Source organism: Rahnella sp. CFA14(1/10), assembly GCF_004195095.1.
GTDB lineage: Bacteria > Pseudomonadota > Gammaproteobacteria > Enterobacterales > Enterobacteriaceae > Rahnella > Rahnella perminowiae.
Window position 1 is genome coordinate 305,226 of record NZ_SEWS01000001.1, and the last position, 18,940, is coordinate 324,165.

The following is an 18,940-nucleotide window of genomic DNA, read 5'->3' on the forward strand; positions in this document are numbered from 1 at the left end:
GTGATATTCCCGCCTTACTTAAACTGTTTGAGGAAACGCAGATCGTTTTCGAAGAATGCACGCAGGTCAGTCACGCCATAGCGCAACATTGTCAGACGTTCCATCCCCATCCCGAAGGCAAAACCGGAATACACTTCAGGGTCAATGCCCACGTTGCGCAGTACATTCGGATGCACCATGCCGCAACCCAGCACTTCCAGCCATTTACCATTCTTGCCCATCACATCCACTTCTGCGGAAGGCTCAGTGAACGGGAAATAGGAAGGACGGAAACGGATCTGCAAATCAGCTTCAAAGAAGTTATTCAGGAAATCGTGCAATGTGCCTTTCAAGTTGGAAAAACTGATGCCTTTATCGACAATCAGACCTTCCATCTGATGGAACATCGGCGTGTGCGTCTGATCGTAATCGTTACGATAAACGCGGCCCGGCGCGATAATACGAATCGGCGGCTGCTGGTCTTTCATTGTACGGATCTGAACACCAGAAGTTTGTGTACGCAGCAGGCGCTTGGCATCAAACCAAAAAGTATCGTGATCGGCACGCGCAGGATGATGACCTGGAATGTTCAGGGCATCAAAGTTGTGATAGTCATCTTCGATTTCCGGGCCGGTTTCCACGGTAAAACCTAACTCACCAAAAAAAGTTTCAATGCGGTCGATAGTACGGGTCACCGGGTGCAGCCCACCGTTTTCGATACGACGACCAGGCAGGGAAACATCAATCGTTTCTTCAGCCAGACGGGCATTCAGTTCGGCGGACTCCAGCGTATTTTTACGCGCGTTCAGGGCTTCCTGAACCTGCGCTTTCGCTTCGTTGATGACTGCACCCGCAGCCGGGCGTTCTTCCGCTGGTAATTCACGGAGGGTTGTCATCTGGAGTGTCAGGTGGCCTTTCTTACCCAGATATTCGACACGCACATTATCCAGTGCGGCGATATCCTGAGCACTCTCTACGGCTGCCTTGGCATTGGCAACCAGTTCTGCGAGATGTGGCATTGCTTTCCTCTTCTTCTGGCCAATATGGCCCGATGTAAAATAACCGTGATTAATCAGGGGCGCGATTTTGACCCTGAACCTTAGTTGTATAAAGCACAGATACAAAAAAGCCTCCACGAGGGAGGCTTAGGCGCTACTTTTCGTTTCTTCTCTTACGCGCGAAAGCCTTCCTGAGTCAGGCGCTAAAGTAAAAAAAGAAACGGAAAATAGCAGTGTTCATGCTTGCGTTACCTTATCGGTTGTAAATCTTGTGCCGGAATTCAAACGAAACGGTGGTTATTAAACAACGAAACAGAATGTTTTTAAACACAAAATATAAAAGAGGGAGCAAGCTCCCTCTTTTACCTGACTTACGCCAGAGCTGCTTTCGCTTTTTCGACCAGTGCAGAGAATGCCACTTTGTCGAATACCGCGATGTCAGCCAAGATCTTACGGTCAATTTCAATAGAAGCTTTTTTCAAGCCGTTAATGAATTTGCTGTAAGACATGTCGTTCTGACGAGCTGCTGCGTTGATACGCGCGATCCACAGCTGACGGAACTGACGTTTCTTTTGACGACGGTCACGGTAGGCGTATTGACCAGCTTTGATAACAGCCTGGAATGCAACACGATATACGCGAGAACGGGCACCGTAGTAGCCTTTCGCCTGTTTTAAGATTTTCTTGTGACGTGCACGTGCAATCACACCACGTTTTACGCGAGCCATATGCTCTCCTGAGTTTTATATTCTAGATGAAAAAAAGTGTATTTATGCGTACGGCAGACATGCAGAGACCAGACCCAAATCGTTCTTGGATACCAGGCCTTTTGGACGCAAGTGACGTTTACGCTTAGTAGCTTTTTTGGTCAGAATATGACGCAGGTTTGCGTGCTTACGCTTAAAACCACCGTTGGCGGTTTTTTTGAAGCGTTTAGCGGCGCCGCGTACTGTTTTGATCTTTGGCATTTTAAATTCCACTTCGCATTGTTATTAACATGAATCAGAAAGGCGAATCCAGCATACGCGGTGCGGGCACCGCGCAGCAGGATTACTTGGAAGCCTTACTGTTTCTTCTTAGGTGCGAGCACCATGATCATCTGACGACCTTCGATCTTCGTAGGGAAGGATTCGACAACGGCCAGTTCAGAATCTTCACACAGGTCTTTACGGACGCGGTTAAGCACTTCCATACCGATCTGTTGGTGCGCCATTTCACGCCCACGGAAACGCAGGGTGATTTTAGCTTTATCGCCATCTTCCAGAAAGCGAATCAGGTTGCGTAGTTTGACCTGATAGTCGCCATCATCGGTACCAGGTCGGAATTTGATTTCCTTAACCTGAATAACTTTTTGTTTCTTCTTCTGCTCTTTGGTCGACTTGCTCTTCTCGTAGAGGAATTTGCCGTAATCCATGATTCGACAAACTGGCGGCTCGGCATTCGGACTGATTTCTACTAAATCGACGCCCGCTTCCTCAGCTTTTTCAAGAGCTTCATTCAGACTGACAATACCAATCTGCTCGCCATCGACGCCTGTGAGGCGAACTTCTTGCGCGCGAATCTCTTTGTTAATGCGATTAGGACGCGCCGGTTGAACTCGTTTTCCGCCTTTAATACTTTATTCCTCCAGTTGATGAAGACTTCTGCTGCGGATTTCCGCCAGCAGTTTGTCAACGACTTCGCTAACATCCATGCTTCCTAAGTCTTTGCCGCGGCGGGTACGAACAGCAACTTTGCCTGCTTCGACCTCTTTATCGCCACAAACTAACATATAAGGAACACGGCGTAGCGTGTGTTCGCGAATTTTAAAGCCAATCTTCTCATTTCTCAAGTCGGCTTTAACGCGAATGCCTGCATCTTGCAGTTTTTTAGTTAATTCTTCGACATAGGTAGCTTGTGCATCAGTGATGTTCATGATCACTACCTGAACCGGAGCCATCCAGGTCGGGAAGAAGCCAGCGTATTCTTCAGTCAGAATACCGATGAAGCGCTCCATCGAACCCAGGATAGCACGGTGAATCATTACCGGAACCTGACGGTCGTTACTTTCGCCAATATAAGAGGCGTTCAAACGACCAGGTAATGAAAAGTCGAGCTGCACGGTACCACACTGCCACGCACGATCCAAACAATCATGCAAGGTAAATTCAATTTTCGGACCGTAGAACGCCCCTTCACCTGGCTGATATTCGAACGGAATATCGTTTTCAGTCAGCGCAGCCGCGAGATCATCCTCAGCACGTGTCCACATTTCATCAGTACCAATGCGCTTCTCAGGACGGGTGGATAATTTCACCACGATCTTTTCGAAACCAAAAGTGCTGTACATGTCATACACCATACGGATACAGCTGTTTACTTCGTCACGTACCTGCTCTTCAGTACAGAAGATATGAGCATCATCCTGAGTGAAGCCACGAACTCGCATCAGGCCATGCAATGCGCCGGAGGGCTCATTACGGTGGCAACTGCCGAACTCAGCCATACGCAATGGCAGGTCGCGGTAGGATTTCAGTCCCTGATTGAAGATCTGAACGTGTCCCGGACAGTTCATTGGTTTGATGCAATATTCCCGGTTTTCAGAAGAAGTGGTGAACATCGCTTCTTTGTAGTTTTCCCAGTGACCGGTTTTTTCCCACAGCACGCGATCCATCATGAACGGACCTTTTACTTCCTGATAGTCATAAGACTTCAGTTTCATGCGTACAAAGGCTTCCAGCTCGCGGAAAATAGTCCAGCCGTCGTTGTGCCAGAACACCATGCCCGGAGCTTCTTCCTGCATGTGGTAGAGATCAAGCTGCTTACCAATTTTACGGTGGTCACGTTTACCGGCTTCTTCCAGACGCTGAATGTATGCATTCAGTTGCTTTTTATCTGCCCATGCGGTGCCGTAAATACGTTGCAGCATTTTGTTATCGCTGTTGCCACGCCAGTATGCACCGGAGGTTTTCTGCAGTTTGAAATGATGGCAGAAACGCATGTTCGGTACATGTGGGCCACGACACATATCCACATATTCTTCATGGTGATACAAGCCCGGACGATCATCATGACTGATGTTTTCATCCAGGATCGCCACTTTGTATTCTTCGCCACGGCTTGCAAAGGTGTCACGCGCTTCCTGCCAGCTGACTTTCTTTTTAATAACGTCGTAATTCTTTTCAGCCAGTTCGTGCATGCGCTTTTCAAGCAGTTCGATATCTTCCTGAGTCAGCGTGCGATCTAAATCGACGTCGTAGTAGAAGCCATTATCGATAACCGGGCCGATTGCCATTTTGGTGTCTGGCCAGAGTTGTTTAATGGCATGACCCAAAAGGTGCGCACAGGAGTGGCGCAAAATTTCAAGACCGGCTTCGTCTTTAGCAGTAATGATCGCCAGTTGCGCATCAACCTCAATCAGATCGGTGGCATCAACCAGTTCGCCGTTAACACGACCCGCGATACAGGCTTTCGCCAGACCAGGACCGATATCAAGGGCAACATCCAGAGGAGAAACGGGGCGATCAAAAACGCGCTGGCTTCCATCAGGAAGAGTAATGACAGGCATGCTAATTCCTTAATCTACAGTGGTGCCCCACACGACAGAGCACATCTAGAAAAATATTTGAGTTTAAATTCACGTAGTTATTCACGCTATTTAGCTTTACCTTGCCAAATATAGGCACCCTGAATACTGCACGGTCTTGTACCGGGATGCGACGCGAAAACAGCCGACAAGTTTACCACCCGTAAAGTGCGAATTTCCAGCAACCTGTGTTGCTAATCGCGGATATTTTTCGTGTAATCTTCTCTGAGACGCTAAGGTAACCGGAGATGCATTTGAAAAAGAGAAGAAGATGACAGAAATCAGGCAATTATTTGAGGTACTTGGACTGGGTCTGGTGGTGCTGCTTCCGCTGGCAAATCCGCTGACAACCGTTGCCCTAATGCTCGGCCTTTCAGGGAATATGACCACTCAGGAAAGGAACCAGCAGTCGCTGATGGCCTCAGTGTATGTCTTTATCATCATGATGGTGGCGTATTACGCAGGACAAGTGGTGATGAATACCTTCGGGATTTCCATTCCCGGTCTGCGTATTGCGGGGGGACTCATCGTCACCTTTATCGGTTTCAGGATGCTTTTCCCTCAGCCGCACGTGGAAGAAAAAATCCTTATCGAAAACAAAACGGCTGAAATGAAGAAGCAGGATTCGCCAAATATCGCTTTTGTTCCTCTTGCGATGCCCAGTACCGCCGGACCAGGCACTATCGCCATGATTATCAGCAGCGCTTCGACGGTCAAGTCATCTGACTATCCGCACTGGATCATTATCGTTGCGCCGGTGATGATTTTCTTTTTAGTGGGTTTGATTTTGTGGATATCCCTGCGCAGTTCCGGGGCGATTATGCGTCTGGTCGGGAAAAGCGGAATTGAGGCAATTTCACGTCTGATGGGATTTTTGCTGGTGTGTATGGGCGTTCAGTTCGTTATCAACGGCATTATCGAGATTATTAAAACCTTCCCGCCAGCAGCCTGAGCCGCTGGCGGAAAAAACCATGCTTATCGCATCGCCAGATAGGCATTGTTCACTTTCCACAGATAGCGTGGGGCTTGTGGTGCCGGATGTTTTTTCTGCACATGGGCAGAAAACTCTGCGGGCGTCATCAGATTGATTTTCGCAATCGCATACGTTTTATCTTTATCGAACGTTCTCAGCAATGCCCCTGCTCCGTTCACATAGGCCAGCGTAGTGGCGTAACGGCGGGTTTCAGGGTTATTAATGCCGGCAAGCTGCTGTTGTAAAATGCTTAAATAAGCCGTTCCAAGGTCAATGTTAACCGCCGGATCTTTTAAATCACGCGGCGTGGGCTGACCGTAACGTCCTTTCATCCGGTAGGCATCGCGTCCTGCCGTTGAGGCCTTTAGCTGCATTAACCCAATCGCATTCGATTTGCTGACAACGGTTGGGTTATATCCAGATTCGACCTGAATGATCGCTTTAACGAGTGTTTCGTCGACGCCGTAAGTATTTGCCGCCTGGTGAATAACATCACCATAAGGCCCCGGATGCATTAATGAAGTATCGCGCTGAGGTGGCGGCGATGGATTCAAAAAACGCGTGGTCTGAACCGGTGTTTCTTTAGCGCAACCCGCCAGCAATAGCGCGGCCATCAAATAAAGAATGTTTGGTTTCACGTTATCTCTCTCGCGACTGGGACGAGATGTAGCATATACATCTTCTTCCCACACCTGAATATATTTTTCGTCTATTATTATTATTGCTTTGTTAAACAAGGGGGTTGAGATGATGTCGATAAGACAATTCCGCTTATAAAACCTGTTTCAGGTTACTTATTCCTAAATTAATCGGTTCGCTGATGGCATTTCCTATTTAGCCATCTCAGAAATGGCATAAATTGACATCATCATCTGATTCAGCCGTGCGCCGGATCGGGTTTTCGAAGCGAGAAAAACGCTAACTTAATGAATTATCGGGCCAGTCAGAAGGGGTAATACCATGTGGCAAGCCATCAATCGTTTGTTGAGTGAACACTTAGGTAATGCTGAAATCCGCGAACGTGTTGAGCTCCCAGGGGGCGAAATCCACCCTACCTGGCGGCTGAGTTACGGTGACAGGGATGTGTTCGTAAAATGTAATACACGCGAAATGTTGCCTATCTTTGCCGCTGAAGCCGATCAGCTTGCCCTGCTTGCGCGCAGCCAGACCGTCCGGGTACCGGAAGTTTATGGCGTAGGCAGTGATCGTGATTACAGTTTCCTCTTACTCGAATATATCCCGCAAAAACCGCTGGATGCACATAATGCCTATGTTTTAGGTCAGCAACTTGCCACGTTGCACCAGTGGAGTGAGCAACTGCAATTCGGTCTGGATTTCGATAATGAACTGGCGACGCTTCCGCAGCCCAACAGCTGGCAACGACGCTGGGCCACCTTCTTTGCTGAGCAGCGTATTGGCTGGCAGCTACAACTGGCTGCAGAAAAAGGGATGATGTTTGGCAATATCGAAGATATCACGGCCATGGTTTATGCACGCTTGCAGAATCATCAGCCGCAACCTTCACTTTTACACGGCGATTTATGGCCGCATAACTGTGGTTTATCGGATGATGGTCCGGTGATTTTTGACCCTGCCTGCTACTGGGGAGACCGGGAATGCGATCTGGCTATGCTGCCGTTGTATCCTAATATCCCGCCGCAATTATATGACGGTTATCAAAGTGAAACTCCGCTCCCTGATGACTTCATTTCCAGGCAACCCGTCTACCAGTTATATTACCTGCTTAACCGCAGCAATTTATTCGGTGGTCAGCATCTTGTGGTTGCACAACGCGCCATAGAAAGACTGCTACATGAAGATATCAGTTAGCAAAATTAATCTTTTAGCCCTGAGAAAATAAGGCCTGAACTCGTCAGTATTCAGGCCTTATTTATCATGCTTACCGAAAAGCGTTATAAATATGTCGTCAGTATGTCAGGCAATTAATCCTAATAATTTCAAAATGAAATAGCCGATGACAGCGATGATAATTGGCAAAATATACAATGGGAAATACTGCACCAAAATAGTGTGTCGCGGTATCACGATACGCTCTTCGATTTGCGGACGCGTACGTCCTTCAACCCCTTTCGCCTGTTCCAGAATAAGCTGATCCTGAATCCCTTCGCGAATGTGTTTCACCTGACGGGACATTCTCGCGCCGGAAGCCTGAAGTGCCAGACCCACAAAAATCAGCCAGTAGATGACAAAGAACATGACGTTCGCGCTGGTAACACCCTGTCCTAAAGCAGGCACCGGTGAGTTGTACCAAAAGACATTGAGAAACGCCGTATTGAACTTCACCATATCCACCATCACATGGACGAAATCCAGCATGACCGCGTTGATGCCCTGCTCCGTTTTAGTGTGCTCATTGATAAAAGTCAGCAAAGAAATCAGCGTTGAAAGCAGAGCAGGAATAAAGATGATCCATCCCGCTATTCGTTTAATGACTGCCACACGTCCGGCTTGTTGGTACGTCATGAATTCCCCTTGTTAGGATACCTAAAGCAACGGCTAAGTTTACCCATAGAAAGGCTGCTCCGCCCAATGTTTTAATCAGTTAGCATGGCAGTGCCGGAACAACAGCCCTCCGTCTCTGATTTCACCTACATTCCCGCCAATGTTAGAGTGGGTTTCTATTTATTGTAAGGGAGTCCGCTTTCATGGCTTATATCCGCCCTGTTAATGCAGCAATTTTCGATATGGATGGTCTGTTAATTGATTCTGAACGTTTATGGACTCAGGCTGAGCTGGACGTTTTCAGTCGCCTGGGGGTTGATATTTCCCAGCGCCATTTATTGCCGGATACGCTAGGTTTGCGTATCGATCAGGTGGTCAGAATGTGGTATCAGGCGCTTCCATGGCGGGGTCCGGATCAGGAAGAAGTGTGCTCGATGATCATCGCCCGCACGATTGAACTGGTGGAGCAAACCCGGCCACTGCTGCCTGGCGTAAATCATGCCCTTGAACTTTGCCGTGATCAGGGGCTTAAAATTGGTCTTGCCTCTGCATCACCGCTGTTTATGCTCGATACCGTGCTGGAAATGTTTAATTTACAATCTTTCTTTGAGGTTCGTGTTTCTGCGGAAAAGCTGCCTTACAGCAAACCCCATCCTGAGGTCTATCTGCTGGCTGCGGGAGAATTACAGGTTGATCCCCTGCACTGTGTGACGCTCGAAGACTCTTTTAATGGCATGATCGCCACCAAAGCCGCGCGTATGCGCTCGGTGGTAGTGCCGGACCAGGAATACAGTATGGATCCGCGCTGGACGCTCGCAGATGTCAAACTTTCTTCCCTCGAACAACTGCGTGTAGCGCATATCAGTTAACTTTATACGCAGCCGCACATGCGGCTGCGTAATTTCAGGATTTCCCTCCTGCCTGAATGTCCTCATCCCACATTTCCACTGCGAAATTTTTTAAGCTTCGTTTAATTTCGTAAATCTTGAACTGACTCATAAAATAAATAAAACATCATTTCATTTTTATTGAATTAACATGTCAATCAACCTATGATTTCTGCAACAAGGACGAGCCGGGAGCTCTCCTGCTTCTGTACCCTGTCACTGCCACGCAACGGTCAGACTCGCCCGGTAAGTCCTCCTTAATCTCGTCATCTATGAGAGGCACCCACATGCAAGTTCGTCAAAGTATCCACAGCGACCACGCTAAAACACTTGATACCGCTGAATTACGCCGTGAATTTCTCATTGAGAAAATTTTCGAGAAAAATGCCTACACCATGACCTACAGCCATATTGACCGCATCATTGTCGGCGGTGTCATGCCCGCTGAAAAAACGGTATCCGTGGGTGATGAAGTTGGTAAACAGCTTGGCGTAAGCTATTTTCTTGAGCGTCGCGAACTCGGCGTGATCAACATTGGTGGTCCGGGCCTGATCGTGGTTGATGGCACGACGTATGAAATCGGTCATGAAGAAGCGTTGTATGTCGGCAAAGGGGCACAACGGGTTGAGTTCAGCAGTGTTGATCCGTTAAAACCGGCTAAGTTTTACTACAACAGCGCACCGGCTCATACCACTTTCCCGAACAAAAAAATCACGCTGGCGGAAGCCTCTCCGCAGACCATCGGTGATGCAGCCACCAGTAACCGCCGCACCATTAATAAATTCATCGTGCCTGACGTTCTGGAAACCTGCCAGCTGACCATGGGGCTGACCAAACTGGAAGAAGGCAGCCTGTGGAATACCATGCCTTGCCATACCCATGAACGCCGTATGGAAGTGTATTTCTACTTCAATATGGAAGAAGAGACGGCCGTGTTCCATATGATGGGGCAACCACAGGAAACCCGTCATTTATTAGTGCACAATGAACAGGCCGTTATCTCTCCAAGCTGGTCAATCCACGCCGGTGTGGGCACCAAAAACTATACCTTTATCTGGGGCATGGTCGGTGAAAACCAGGTATTCGACGACATGGATCACGTCAAAGTCAGCGAACTGCGTTAACTCCTCCCCGCTCTGCTTTAACCGGCAGAGCGACTCATCTTTTATGGCGAACGCGCCGTGGCAAAAGAGACTCTGAATATGATCCTCAGTTCATTTGAATTAAGCGGCAAAGTCGCCATCGTCACCGGTTGCAATACCGGGCTGGGCCAGGGCATGGCGCTAGGCCTTGCGCAGGCGGGATGCGATATCGTGGGTATTAACCTGTCAGCACCTGCAGAAACAGAAAAAAAGGTCACCGCGGCAGGTCGCCGATTTCTCGATCTGAGAGCAGACCTGAGCAGCATTCAGGGTATTCCGGAGCTGATTGAGAAGGCTGTCGGAGAATTTGGTCATATCGATATTCTGATCAATAACGCCGGGATTATCCGTCGCGAAGATGCCATCGAATTCAGCGAGAAAAACTGGGATGATGTGATGAATGTGAACAGTAAAACGCTGTTCTTTATGTCTCAGGCAGCCGCGAAACAGTTCATCAAGCAAGGCAACGGCGGCAAGATTATAAATATTGCCTCTATGCTCTCCTATCAGGGTGGAATAAGGGTGCCTTCCTATACGGCGTCAAAAAGCGCCGTAATGGGTCTGACCCGACTGATGGCCAATGAATGGGCGAAGCACAACGTCAATGTGAATGCGATCGCCCCAGGATATATGGCGACCAACAACACGGAACAGTTGCGTGCAGATGAAGAACGCAGCAAAGAAATCCTCGACAGGATCCCCGCCGGACGCTGGGGTCTGCCAGAAGATGTGATGGGGCCGGTCGTCTTTCTGGCGTCAAAAGCATCTGATTACGTTAATGGCTACACGATTGCCGTCGATGGCGGTTGGCTTGCGCGTTAATGGCACCATAAGTGACACCGAAAGGCGTCTGTTTATACGCCTTTCTTGTTTTTTATCAGCTCGTTGACAATTAGTTACAGGGCATCTCTTCCAAGATTGTGACAGTTTCACTTATACTGGATAAAATAACAGTTATCCAGTTCGGACGCGTCATGACGGCGGAAGGCCATCTCATTTTCTCAATAGCCTGTGCAGTATTTGCCAAGAAGGCACAGCTTTCTCCCGAGCTGGCGCATGGTGACTGGTGGCATATCATTCCCGGCTCTTTGCTTACTTGTCTGCTGCCTGATATTGATCACCCCAAATCGGTGCTGGGACAGCGTCTCAAATGGCTGTCAGCCCCCATCGCGCGGGCTTTCGGTCACCGCGGGTTCACTCACAGTTTGCTGGCTGTGGCCGGTGGGATTTTTCTTTTACGTACTCATTTCCCTCACGACTGGGTGATCCCAGCTGACGCTTTCCACGCCATGATTATTGGTTATCTGAGCCATATTCTGGCTGATATGCTGACACCCGCAGGTGTGCCGCTGCTCTGGCCTTGTCGGTGGCGTTTCCGGTTACCTTTAATTAACAGTCAGCAAGGGAATCAGCTCGAACGGACACTCTGCCTTATTCTGGTCGGTCTGACCCTTTTCTGGCCAGACTGGACGCCCATCATTGGTGCAATAAATCCGGATTTTTTTAATCACCTGCTGAAATTATTCATCTGAACAGAATGAAACACTGCCAGATTGTCTAAAATCAATACAAATATCACCAAAAAGTTATAACGAATTACTTTTGGATATAAATAGTCAGGCCTTCAAACTGTTATTCTGCACCCCAATGCTTTGGGATGGTGCAGTCCTTTCCGGAAACACCCGTTTCATTTATCAAAATTATAAGTTTGGAGTCTGGTATGAATCTTCCGCTCGTTCTTAACGTAGTGGTTTTCGTTGCCCTACTTTTGCTGCTGGCGCAAACCCGCCACAAGCAATGGAGTCTGGCAAAAAAAGTTTTGCTGGGTCTGGCTATGGGTGTGGTATTTGGCCTGGCTTTACAGCTGATCTACGGTTCCGATGATCCGGTACTGAAATCCTCAATTACCTGGTTCAATGTTGTTGGTAACGGCTACGTCCAGTTGCTGCAAATGATCGTCATGCCGCTGGTGTTTGTCTCTATTCTGAGCGCAGTGGCGAAACTGCATAACGCGTCATCGTTGGGTAAAATCAGTTTACTGACCATCGGCACCCTGCTGTTCACCACGCTTATCGCTTCTCTGGTGGGTATCTTCGTGACCGGCCTGTTCGGTCTCACCGCTGACGGCCTGGTACAAGGCACGCAGGAAACGGCGCGGCTGACGGCAATTCAGACTAATTATGTCGGCAAAGTGGCTGACCTGAGCGTGCCTCAGCTGATTCTTTCCTTTATACCGAAGAACCCGTTTGCTGACCTGACAGGCGCTAGCCCGACATCCATTATCAGCGTCGTGATCTTCGCTGCCTTCGTGGGTGTCGCGGCCCTGCAACTGGTGAAAGATGATGCAGAAAAAGGCCCGCGTGTTCTGGCCTTCATCGATACCCTGCAGGCATGGGTGATGAAGCTGGTGCGTCTGGTTATGAAACTGACCCCGTATGGCGTACTGGCTCTGATGACAAAAGTCGTCGCAGGTTCGAATGTTCAGGATATCATTAAGCTGGGCAGCTTCGTTGTGGCGTCTTATCTGGGGCTGGGCATCATGTTTGTTATTCACGCGGTGCTGCTGTCATTCACCGGTGTTAATCCGGCGAAATTCTTCCGTAAAGTCTGGCCGGTGCTGACTTTTGCTTTCACCAGTCGTTCAAGTGCCGCGACCATCCCGCTGAGCGTTGAAGCGCAGACACGCCGTCTGGGTATCCCTGAATCTATCGCCAGCTTTGCGGCATCTTTCGGGGCAACGATTGGTCAGAACGGTTGTGCTGGTCTGTATCCGACCATGCTGGCTGTGATGGTTGCCCCCACGGTTGGCATCAACCCGTTTGATCCCGTATGGATTGCAACCTTAGTGGGTATCGTTACCCTGAGCTCGGCCGGTGTTGCCGGTGTGGGTGGCGGTGCAACGTTTGCCGCCCTGATCGTATTGCCGGCCATGGGGCTGCCGGTTACACTGGTTGCCCTGTTGATTTCTGTCGAACCCCTGATTGATATGGGGCGTACCGCGCTGAATGTCAGCGGTTCAATGACTGCCGGTACCATCACCAGCCAGTTGCTGAAACAGACAGATAAATCGGTAATGGACTCTGAAGAAACAGCGGAGCTGGCACACCGTTAATTTCAGATTGCTACCAACAAAAAACCGAAGCCAGTGGCTTCGGTTTTTTTATGCCTGAAATAACGCAGTATCTGAGAACACGGTAATTCAGAACGGATAATCGTGAAAACCGATTTGCTCTGAAATATTACGCGCGGCAGTATGCAACATTTCCACATAATGACTTTTGCTTTCTTCTGAGAACCGTATCGTCGGGAAAGAAATACTCAGACCCGCAATGACCACACCAAAGCGATCGAATACAGGCACTGCAATACAACGAAGCCCTTGTTCCTGTTCTTCATTATCTTCACCGAACCCCTGCGCGCGAACCTGATCCAACGCAGTCTGCAAATCGGCAGCATTCATGATGGTATTTTCAGTGCTGCGGGTAAATTCAATCACCTGCAACAGCGCATTAACTTCGGTTTTATCGCCCCACGCCAGCAGCACCTTACCGATTGCCGTGGTGTGCAGCGGATTGCGCCGACCAATGCGTGAATGCATACGCAGGTTGTACATTGAGTCAATTTTATGGATGTAGACAATCCCGTCTTCATCCAGTGCGCCCAGGTGGATGGTTTCGCGGGTCAGACGGGATAATTCGCGCATCTGAATATCAGCGCTGCGGATCAGATCGACGTTTTGCAACGCCCTGGCACCCAGTTCAAATAACTTGAGCGTGAGGGAGTATTTCTCGGACTCCCCCTCCTGTGCAACATACCCCAGAGATTTCATCGTCTGAAGAAAACGGTAAACGGTGCTTTTGGACATCATCACACGCTGAGAAAGTTCAGTGATACCGATCTCACGCTCTTCCCCGAGCGCTTGTAAAATGCCAAAAACTTTCAGGACTGAGGAGACGGAATCGGGTTGCTTATCAAGATCTGCGATAGCCATAGGATATATTACCTGCTCGCGTTGAGATTGTTTCAAAAAAAATAGAACGTGGTTTTTATTATAATGGCAAGCCTCGCTGAGAAGCAATCAACCCATTGATCAAGAATGTAAGAACTGTTAAGCCAGTTTCATTCCCGACAGACAGATAAAAAATTCATTACCTCATGTGACAATTGTCACTTTACGTTAATTAGCGTAGTAATATTCCCCTCTATGATGACTACGCACTGACAGGCCTCATGACTCCTTCACCTGCTGACGGATTACCCGTCCCACAACGATATGGTGCTATTCTGACCATTGCGCTCGGTATTACCGTTTCTGTACTCGATGGTGCTATCGCTAACGTTGCGCTGCCCACTATCGCTAATGATTTCCATGCCAGCCCGGCAACCTCTATCTGGGTGGTTAACGCCTATCAGCTGGCGATCACGATTTCCCTGCTTTCGCTGGCTTCGCTCGGTGATATCTTCGGCTACCGCCGTATCTACCAGACGGGATTGCTGGTATTTAGCATCACCTCGCTCTTTTGCGCCTTATCGGATTCATTGATGACACTGACTGTCGCCCGCGTGTTACAAGGTTTCGGGGCGGCAGCAATCATGAGTGTGAATACCGCGCTGATACGAATTATTTATCCGCAGCGCTTCTTAGGGCGTGGCGTCGGGATTAATGCGCTTATCGTCGCCGTCTCAGCGGCGGCGGGGCCAACGATTGCCGCCGGTATTCTGTCGGTGGCCTCCTGGCAATGGCTGTTCGCTATCAACGTTCCGATTGGTATCGTTGCGCTGCTCCTCGGGTTGAAGTTTTTACCGGCCAATGCGACACGAAGTCAGGGGCAGCGTTTTGATATCATCAGCAGCGTGATGAATGCCCTGACCTTCGGGCTGCTCATCAGTGCCATCAGTGGTTTTGCACAAGGCCAGAACCACACGCTGATCCTGGGGGAAGTCATAGCCCTCCTGATCATCGGCTGGTTCTTTGTACGCAGACAGCTTTCGCAGCCGTTCCCGCTGTTGCCGATCGATTTATTGCGTATTCCTATTTTCAGCATGTCACTGGGTACTTCGCTGTGTTCTTTCAGTGCCCAGATGCTGGCTTTCGTTTCTTTGCCCTTCTTCCTGCAAAATACACTCGGCTTGAATTCCGTGGAAACGGGTCTTCTGCTCACCCCTTGGCCGCTGGCGACGATGGTGATGGCACCGATTGCCGGGCGTCTGGTTGAACGTTTTCATCCGGGAATGCTGGGGGGAATCGGGTTGGTCGTGTTCTCATTCGGGCTCTTTTCGCTGTCATTGCTGCCACCAGAGCCTTCTCATCTGAACATCATCTGGCGCATGTTGCTCTGTGGGGCCGGTTTTGGTTTATTCCAGTCCCCCAACAACCATACGATCATCACGGCTGCACCGCGAAATCGCAGTGGCGGAGCAAGCGGACTGTTGGGAACCGCGCGTCTTTTGGGTCAGACAACTGGCGCGGCGATGGTTGCCCTCATGTTTAACCTGTTCCCGCAACATGGCACCCACGCATCGCTGATACTTGCGGGGACGCTGGCCGGAACCGGCGCGCTGGTCAGCTTGCTAAGGATGACGCAGAAAACCAGCAGCCAGAAAGAGGCGGATAACCTGAAATCCTGACATAAAAAAACCCGGCAACTTGCCGGGTTTTTTATCAGTAATGACCAAAGGCTGGTTACTTGATATATGCACCGCTGCGCAGCGCTTCGATACGTTTATCCAGCGGTGGGTGAGACATAAACAGCTCACTGAATGATTTGGATTTACCGTTGATACAAAATGCCATCATGCTGCCCGCTTCCTGTGGTTCGTGACTGGTTTTCAGACGCTGCAACGCAGCAATCATTTTCTCACGGCCTACCAGTTTTGCAGAACCCGCATCCGCATGGAATTCACGGTGACGCGAGAACCACATCGTAATCATGCTGGCCAAAATACCAAAGACCAGCTCCAGCACGGTCGCCACGGCAAAATAAATTAACGGGTTGCCGTTGCTGCTCTCTTCGCCATCCCGGTTGCCGGAAAGGAATCCGGAAGCCACCTGTGCGATAATACGTGAAATAAAGATCACAAAGGTATTCACGATCCCCTGAATCAAGGTCATGGTCACCATATCGCCGTTAGCAATGTGGCTGATTTCATGGGCAATAACCGCCTCGGCTTCGTCCTGACTCATGCTTTGCAGCAGTCCGGTACTCACGGCCACCAGAGAGGCATCACGGCGCGCCCCAGTTGCGAACGCATTAATATCGGGCGCGTGATAAATCGCCACCTGTGGCATCGCAATGCCCGCCTGATGAGACTGACGGCGTACTGTTTCCATCAGCCAGCGCTCAGTTTCATTACGAGGCTGTTCAATAACTTCCCCGCCCACAGAGCGTAACGCCATCCATTTCGACATCAGCAATGAGACAATTGCACCCCCGAAGCCAAACAGCCCGGCCATGATCATCAACCCCGGCACGCTGCTGTGCTGAATGCCAGTCAGGCTGAGCACCAGCCCGAATACCAGCATAACGGCCAGGTTAGTCAGCAGGAACAACGCTATACGCATCATAAAATTTCACTTCCTCATTGTTACTTCATTGTTATTAGCGAGTCATACCGCCGGCACATAGCACCCGGCTGTACTGATCCTATGGGCTTCTTATCAGGATTCAAGAGCCCGCGCGTTCTGAAGACCTGAATTCACAATACTTTACATTTTGAAGCGTTTTATTCACAGAGTGACCTGAAATATCAACATTTTTCCGTATCACTCTGCGGGATACTTTCGAAGCTTCATACAAAACACACGCATAAAAAAAGCGCACCGGAGTGCGCTTTCAGTATGGCTTTCACAACCGTTATTTCGCCGGTGCCTGATCAGCCTGAGACTTTTCCAGATTACCGAGATCAACAGCAATATGGTCAGCTTCATCGAGGTAAGGATCCGGAGCAACATAATCTTTCGGCAAATCGTCGAGAGATTTCAGCGGTTTCTTCCCTTCACGCTTGAAGCGTTCATTCAGACGACTCAGACGCAGTGCATCATCCTCTTTATCTTCTTTATCACGCTGTGCGTAATTCAGAGAGGCAATGTTACGTTTGTCTTTCAGCGCCTTGTAATGGGCAATGTCTTGCTGGATGTACTGGAACTCAGGATTTTGCGCAATACGGGCTTCATGATCTTTCAACAATTCAGGCAGGAACGGCTTCATGTCGCCTAATTTGGTGTAAGTCGCCGCATTAATGCTATCCCACGGAAGTGCGTTATCTTCGAACTTCTCGCCGGTTTCAATCGATTCAATACCGGTTGGCATCAGGATATCCGGGGTAACCCCTTTACGCTGAGTACTGCCGCCATTGATGCGATAGAACTTCTGGATAGTATATTGCACAGAACCGAGCGCAGGCCATTCAGGTCGCAGCATCTGATCGTAAATACGGTTCAGCGAACGGTACTGCTGAACCGTACCTTTACCAAAGGTCGGTTCACCGACAATCAGCGCACGGCCATAATCCTGCATAGCGGCCGCGAAGATCTCTGATGCCGAAGCACTGAAGCGATCAACCAGAACCACCAGCGGACCTTTGTAGTAAACGACGCCATCGGTATCGCTGTCCTGCCGGATGCGGCCATTATTGTCACGCACCTGAACGACCGGCCCACTTGGAATAAACAGACCCGACAGCGAAACTGCTTCCGTCAGGGCGCCACCACCGTTGGTACGCAGATCGATAACTAAGCTGTTAACGTTCTGCTTAGCCATTTTTTGCAACTGAACTTTGACATCATCCGTCAGGCCCACATAGAAGCCAGGAATGTCCATCACAGCGACTTTTTGGGCGCCAACATTCTTGATGGTCATTTTGACGGCGCGATCTTCGAGACGAATTTTCTCGCGGGTCAGCGTAATCACATGGTTCTTGGCATTTTTACCCGCAGGCAAGATTTGCAGACGGACTTTGCTGCCTTTGGGGCCTTTGATCAACGCGACCACATCATCAAGACGCCATCCGATGACATCCACGATTGGAGTCTGTTTGCCTGCCTGAACCTGCCCGACACCCACGATACGATCACCAACCGCAATGGCTTTACTTTTGGCCGCCGGGCCACCAGCAACCATAGAATTGATGACGGTATAATCGTCGTCACCTTGCAAGACGGCACCAATACCTTCCAGAGACAAACTCATTTCGGTATTAAACTGCTCGGTGCTGCGCGGAGACAGATAGTTAGTGTGCGGGTCAATTTCATGCGCAAAGGCATTCATAATCAACTGGAAAACATCTTCGCTGTTACTTTGCGTCAGGCGTTTCATCGCAAAATGATAACGCTTGGACAACACATCACGAATTTCCTGATCGTTCTTGCCGGTCAGTTTGAGGTTCAGCTCGTCATATTTGACTTTTGCATCCCACAATTTGTCCAGCTCAGCACGATCTTTCGGCCACGGTGATTTACTGCGATCAAGTTCAATCGTGTCATTGCCGGTGAAATCCATCGGACGCTCAAGCACTTTTAATGCGTAGTCATAGCGTTCGAAGCGGCGTTTTTGAGCCAGATTGAATAAAGCATATGGCGTGGTTAACTGACCGGATTTCAGTTCCTCACCCAAGGTGGCACGTTTATCAGTAAATTGTGCGACATCGGAAGCCATTAATACGTTATGGCCATAATCGAGCATGTTGAGGTAGCGGTCGAAGATTTTCGCTGAGAAATCTGCATTAAGGTCGAACTGACGATAATGTGAACGGGTAAAACGAGCAGTCACACGCTCGCTCACCGTTGCATCCTGCGGATCCTGCGTTAAATTAGGAAGTTGAGCGAGAGTTACCGGTGTACTCTCGTTCGCTGCAAAGCTGGTATTCACCAGCCCTGCACTTGCCATTAACAGACCCGCGATAACGCTTAATCTGACAAATTTGTTCATGCCTGA

General features: G+C 49.4%; 19 protein-coding genes and 1 other annotated feature. Of the genes, 8 read left to right on the forward strand and 11 right to left on the reverse strand.

The features are described 5' to 3' along the window. Positions 1–14: 14 nt before the first annotated feature. The 6 genes from pheS to thrS form a co-directional block, all read right to left on the reverse strand. On the reverse strand, positions 15–998 hold the full coding sequence (gene pheS, locus EVX52_RS01475) for a phenylalanine--tRNA ligase subunit alpha (protein ID WP_129951734.1): 984 nt from the start codon (positions 996–998) through the stop codon (positions 15–17). 100 nt (positions 999–1,098) lie between these two features. Then, positions 1,099–1,223 (reverse strand) — a sequence feature (Phe leader region). Continuing rightward, positions 1,174–1,218 carry a pheST operon leader peptide PheM gene (gene pheM / locus EVX52_RS25230; protein WP_133845469.1) on the reverse strand — a complete coding sequence of 15 codons (45 nt, stop codon included), beginning with the start codon at positions 1,216–1,218 and terminating at the stop codon, positions 1,174–1,176. (Overlaps the previous feature by 45 nt.) Positions 1,224–1,348: 125 nt before the next feature. Next, on the reverse strand, positions 1,349–1,705 hold the full coding sequence (gene rplT / locus EVX52_RS01485) for a 50S ribosomal protein L20 (RefSeq protein ID WP_013576134.1): 357 nt from the start codon (positions 1,703–1,705) through the stop codon (positions 1,349–1,351). A gap of 42 nt (positions 1,706–1,747) precedes the next feature. Further along, positions 1,748–1,945 carry a 50S ribosomal protein L35 gene (rpmI, locus tag EVX52_RS01490; protein WP_013576135.1) on the reverse strand — a complete coding sequence of 66 codons (198 nt, stop codon included), beginning with the start codon at positions 1,943–1,945 and terminating at the stop codon, positions 1,748–1,750. A gap of 95 nt (positions 1,946–2,040) precedes the next feature. Beyond that, complete coding sequence (infC, locus tag EVX52_RS01495; protein WP_013576136.1) at positions 2,041–2,592, reverse strand: translation initiation factor IF-3; 552 nt, start codon at positions 2,590–2,592, stop codon at positions 2,041–2,043. A 3-nt stretch (positions 2,593–2,595) separates the two neighbouring features. Beyond that, complete coding sequence (gene thrS / locus EVX52_RS01500) at positions 2,596–4,524, reverse strand: threonine--tRNA ligase (protein ID WP_095921433.1); 1,929 nt, start codon at positions 4,522–4,524, stop codon at positions 2,596–2,598. 289 nt (positions 4,525–4,813) lie between these two features. Here thrS and EVX52_RS01505 point away from each other — a divergent pair, with 289 nt between their 5' ends. After that, positions 4,814–5,494 carry a MarC family NAAT transporter gene (locus EVX52_RS01505; protein ID WP_129990449.1) on the forward strand — a complete coding sequence of 227 codons (681 nt, stop codon included), beginning with the start codon at positions 4,814–4,816 and terminating at the stop codon, positions 5,492–5,494. A gap of 23 nt (positions 5,495–5,517) precedes the next feature. Here the strand turns inward: EVX52_RS01505 and EVX52_RS01510 are convergent, their stop codons facing one another. Then, on the reverse strand, positions 5,518–6,153 hold the full coding sequence (locus EVX52_RS01510; protein WP_013576139.1) for a transglycosylase SLT domain-containing protein: 636 nt from the start codon (positions 6,151–6,153) through the stop codon (positions 5,518–5,520). A gap of 322 nt (positions 6,154–6,475) precedes the next feature. Between EVX52_RS01510 and EVX52_RS01515 the strand changes: the two genes are divergently transcribed. Continuing rightward, on the forward strand, positions 6,476–7,345 hold the full coding sequence (locus tag EVX52_RS01515) for a fructosamine kinase family protein (protein WP_129951736.1): 870 nt from the start codon (positions 6,476–6,478) through the stop codon (positions 7,343–7,345). 105 nt (positions 7,346–7,450) lie between these two features. On the opposite strand, the gene EVX52_RS01520 is transcribed toward EVX52_RS01515, so the two are convergent. Beyond that, entirely contained in the window at positions 7,451–7,999 is a 549-nt protein-coding gene (locus EVX52_RS01520) for a YniB family protein (protein ID WP_129951737.1), read from the reverse strand. A 182-nt stretch (positions 8,000–8,181) separates the two neighbouring features. On the opposite strand from EVX52_RS01520, the gene hxpB reads away from it, so the two are divergent. From hxpB to EVX52_RS01545, 5 genes are all read left to right on the forward strand, one after another. Further along, complete coding sequence (hxpB, locus tag EVX52_RS01525) at positions 8,182–8,847, forward strand: hexitol phosphatase HxpB (protein WP_129990450.1); 666 nt, start codon at positions 8,182–8,184, stop codon at positions 8,845–8,847. A 305-nt stretch (positions 8,848–9,152) separates the two neighbouring features. Beyond that, a complete protein-coding gene (kduI, locus tag EVX52_RS01530; protein WP_129951739.1) occupies positions 9,153–9,989 on the forward strand; it encodes a 5-dehydro-4-deoxy-D-glucuronate isomerase in 837 nt (278 codons plus the stop codon). A 78-nt stretch (positions 9,990–10,067) separates the two neighbouring features. Then, positions 10,068–10,829, forward strand: coding sequence for a 2-dehydro-3-deoxy-D-gluconate 5-dehydrogenase KduD (gene kduD / locus EVX52_RS01535; RefSeq protein WP_129952134.1), 762 nt, complete (start codon positions 10,068–10,070; stop codon positions 10,827–10,829). Positions 10,830–10,981: 152 nt separating this feature from the next. Further along, the gene (locus EVX52_RS01540; protein WP_129951740.1) at positions 10,982–11,539 is read left to right on the forward strand and encodes a metal-dependent hydrolase; all 558 of its coding nucleotides are present in this window, start codon (positions 10,982–10,984) and stop codon (positions 11,537–11,539) included. Positions 11,540–11,727: 188 nt separating this feature from the next. Continuing rightward, positions 11,728–13,119 carry an L-cystine transporter gene (locus tag EVX52_RS01545; protein ID WP_129990451.1) on the forward strand — a complete coding sequence of 464 codons (1,392 nt, stop codon included), beginning with the start codon at positions 11,728–11,730 and terminating at the stop codon, positions 13,117–13,119. 87 nt (positions 13,120–13,206) lie between these two features. Here EVX52_RS01545 and kdgR read toward each other — a convergent pair whose 3' ends face one another. After that, positions 13,207–13,998 carry a DNA-binding transcriptional regulator KdgR gene (gene kdgR, locus EVX52_RS01550; RefSeq protein WP_129951742.1) on the reverse strand — a complete coding sequence of 264 codons (792 nt, stop codon included), beginning with the start codon at positions 13,996–13,998 and terminating at the stop codon, positions 13,207–13,209. A gap of 239 nt (positions 13,999–14,237) precedes the next feature. On the opposite strand from kdgR, the gene EVX52_RS01555 reads away from it, so the two are divergent. Further along, a complete protein-coding gene (locus EVX52_RS01555) occupies positions 14,238–15,635 on the forward strand; it encodes an MFS transporter (protein WP_129990452.1) in 1,398 nt (465 codons plus the stop codon). A gap of 55 nt (positions 15,636–15,690) precedes the next feature. On the opposite strand, the gene htpX is transcribed toward EVX52_RS01555, so the two are convergent. Next, positions 15,691–16,572, reverse strand: coding sequence for a protease HtpX (htpX, locus tag EVX52_RS01560; RefSeq protein WP_129951744.1), 882 nt, complete (start codon positions 16,570–16,572; stop codon positions 15,691–15,693). 289 nt (positions 16,573–16,861) lie between these two features. Next, complete coding sequence (prc, locus tag EVX52_RS01565) at positions 16,862–18,934, reverse strand: carboxy terminal-processing peptidase (protein ID WP_129951745.1); 2,073 nt, start codon at positions 18,932–18,934, stop codon at positions 16,862–16,864. Between the last annotated feature and the right edge of the window lie 6 nt (positions 18,935–18,940).

Coding starts and splice junctions, on each gene's coding strand:
- pheS (WP_129951734.1), bottom strand. CDS start 998: ATGCCACATCTCGCAGAACTGGTTGCCAATGCCAAGGCAGCCGTAGAG.
- rplT (WP_013576134.1), bottom strand. CDS start 1,705: ATGGCTCGCGTAAAACGTGGTGTGATTGCACGTGCACGTCACAAGAAA.
- rpmI (WP_013576135.1), bottom strand. CDS start 1,945: ATGCCAAAGATCAAAACAGTACGCGGCGCCGCTAAACGCTTCAAAAAA.
- thrS (WP_095921433.1), bottom strand. CDS start 4,524: ATGCCTGTCATTACTCTTCCTGATGGAAGCCAGCGCGTTTTTGATCGC.
- EVX52_RS01505 (WP_129990449.1), top strand. CDS start 4,814: ATGACAGAAATCAGGCAATTATTTGAGGTACTTGGACTGGGTCTGGTG.
- EVX52_RS01515 (WP_129951736.1), top strand. CDS start 6,476: ATGTGGCAAGCCATCAATCGTTTGTTGAGTGAACACTTAGGTAATGCT.
- EVX52_RS01520 (WP_129951737.1), bottom strand. CDS start 7,999: ATGACGTACCAACAAGCCGGACGTGTGGCAGTCATTAAACGAATAGCG.
- hxpB (WP_129990450.1), top strand. CDS start 8,182: ATGGCTTATATCCGCCCTGTTAATGCAGCAATTTTCGATATGGATGGT.
- kduI (WP_129951739.1), top strand. CDS start 9,153: ATGCAAGTTCGTCAAAGTATCCACAGCGACCACGCTAAAACACTTGAT.
- kduD (WP_129952134.1), top strand. CDS start 10,068: ATGATCCTCAGTTCATTTGAATTAAGCGGCAAAGTCGCCATCGTCACC.
- EVX52_RS01540 (WP_129951740.1), top strand. CDS start 10,982: ATGACGGCGGAAGGCCATCTCATTTTCTCAATAGCCTGTGCAGTATTT.
- EVX52_RS01545 (WP_129990451.1), top strand. CDS start 11,728: ATGAATCTTCCGCTCGTTCTTAACGTAGTGGTTTTCGTTGCCCTACTT.
- kdgR (WP_129951742.1), bottom strand. CDS start 13,998: ATGGCTATCGCAGATCTTGATAAGCAACCCGATTCCGTCTCCTCAGTC.
- EVX52_RS01555 (WP_129990452.1), top strand. CDS start 14,238: ATGACTCCTTCACCTGCTGACGGATTACCCGTCCCACAACGATATGGT.
- htpX (WP_129951744.1), bottom strand. CDS start 16,572: ATGATGCGTATAGCGTTGTTCCTGCTGACTAACCTGGCCGTTATGCTG.
- prc (WP_129951745.1), bottom strand. CDS start 18,934: ATGAACAAATTTGTCAGATTAAGCGTTATCGCGGGTCTGTTAATGGCA.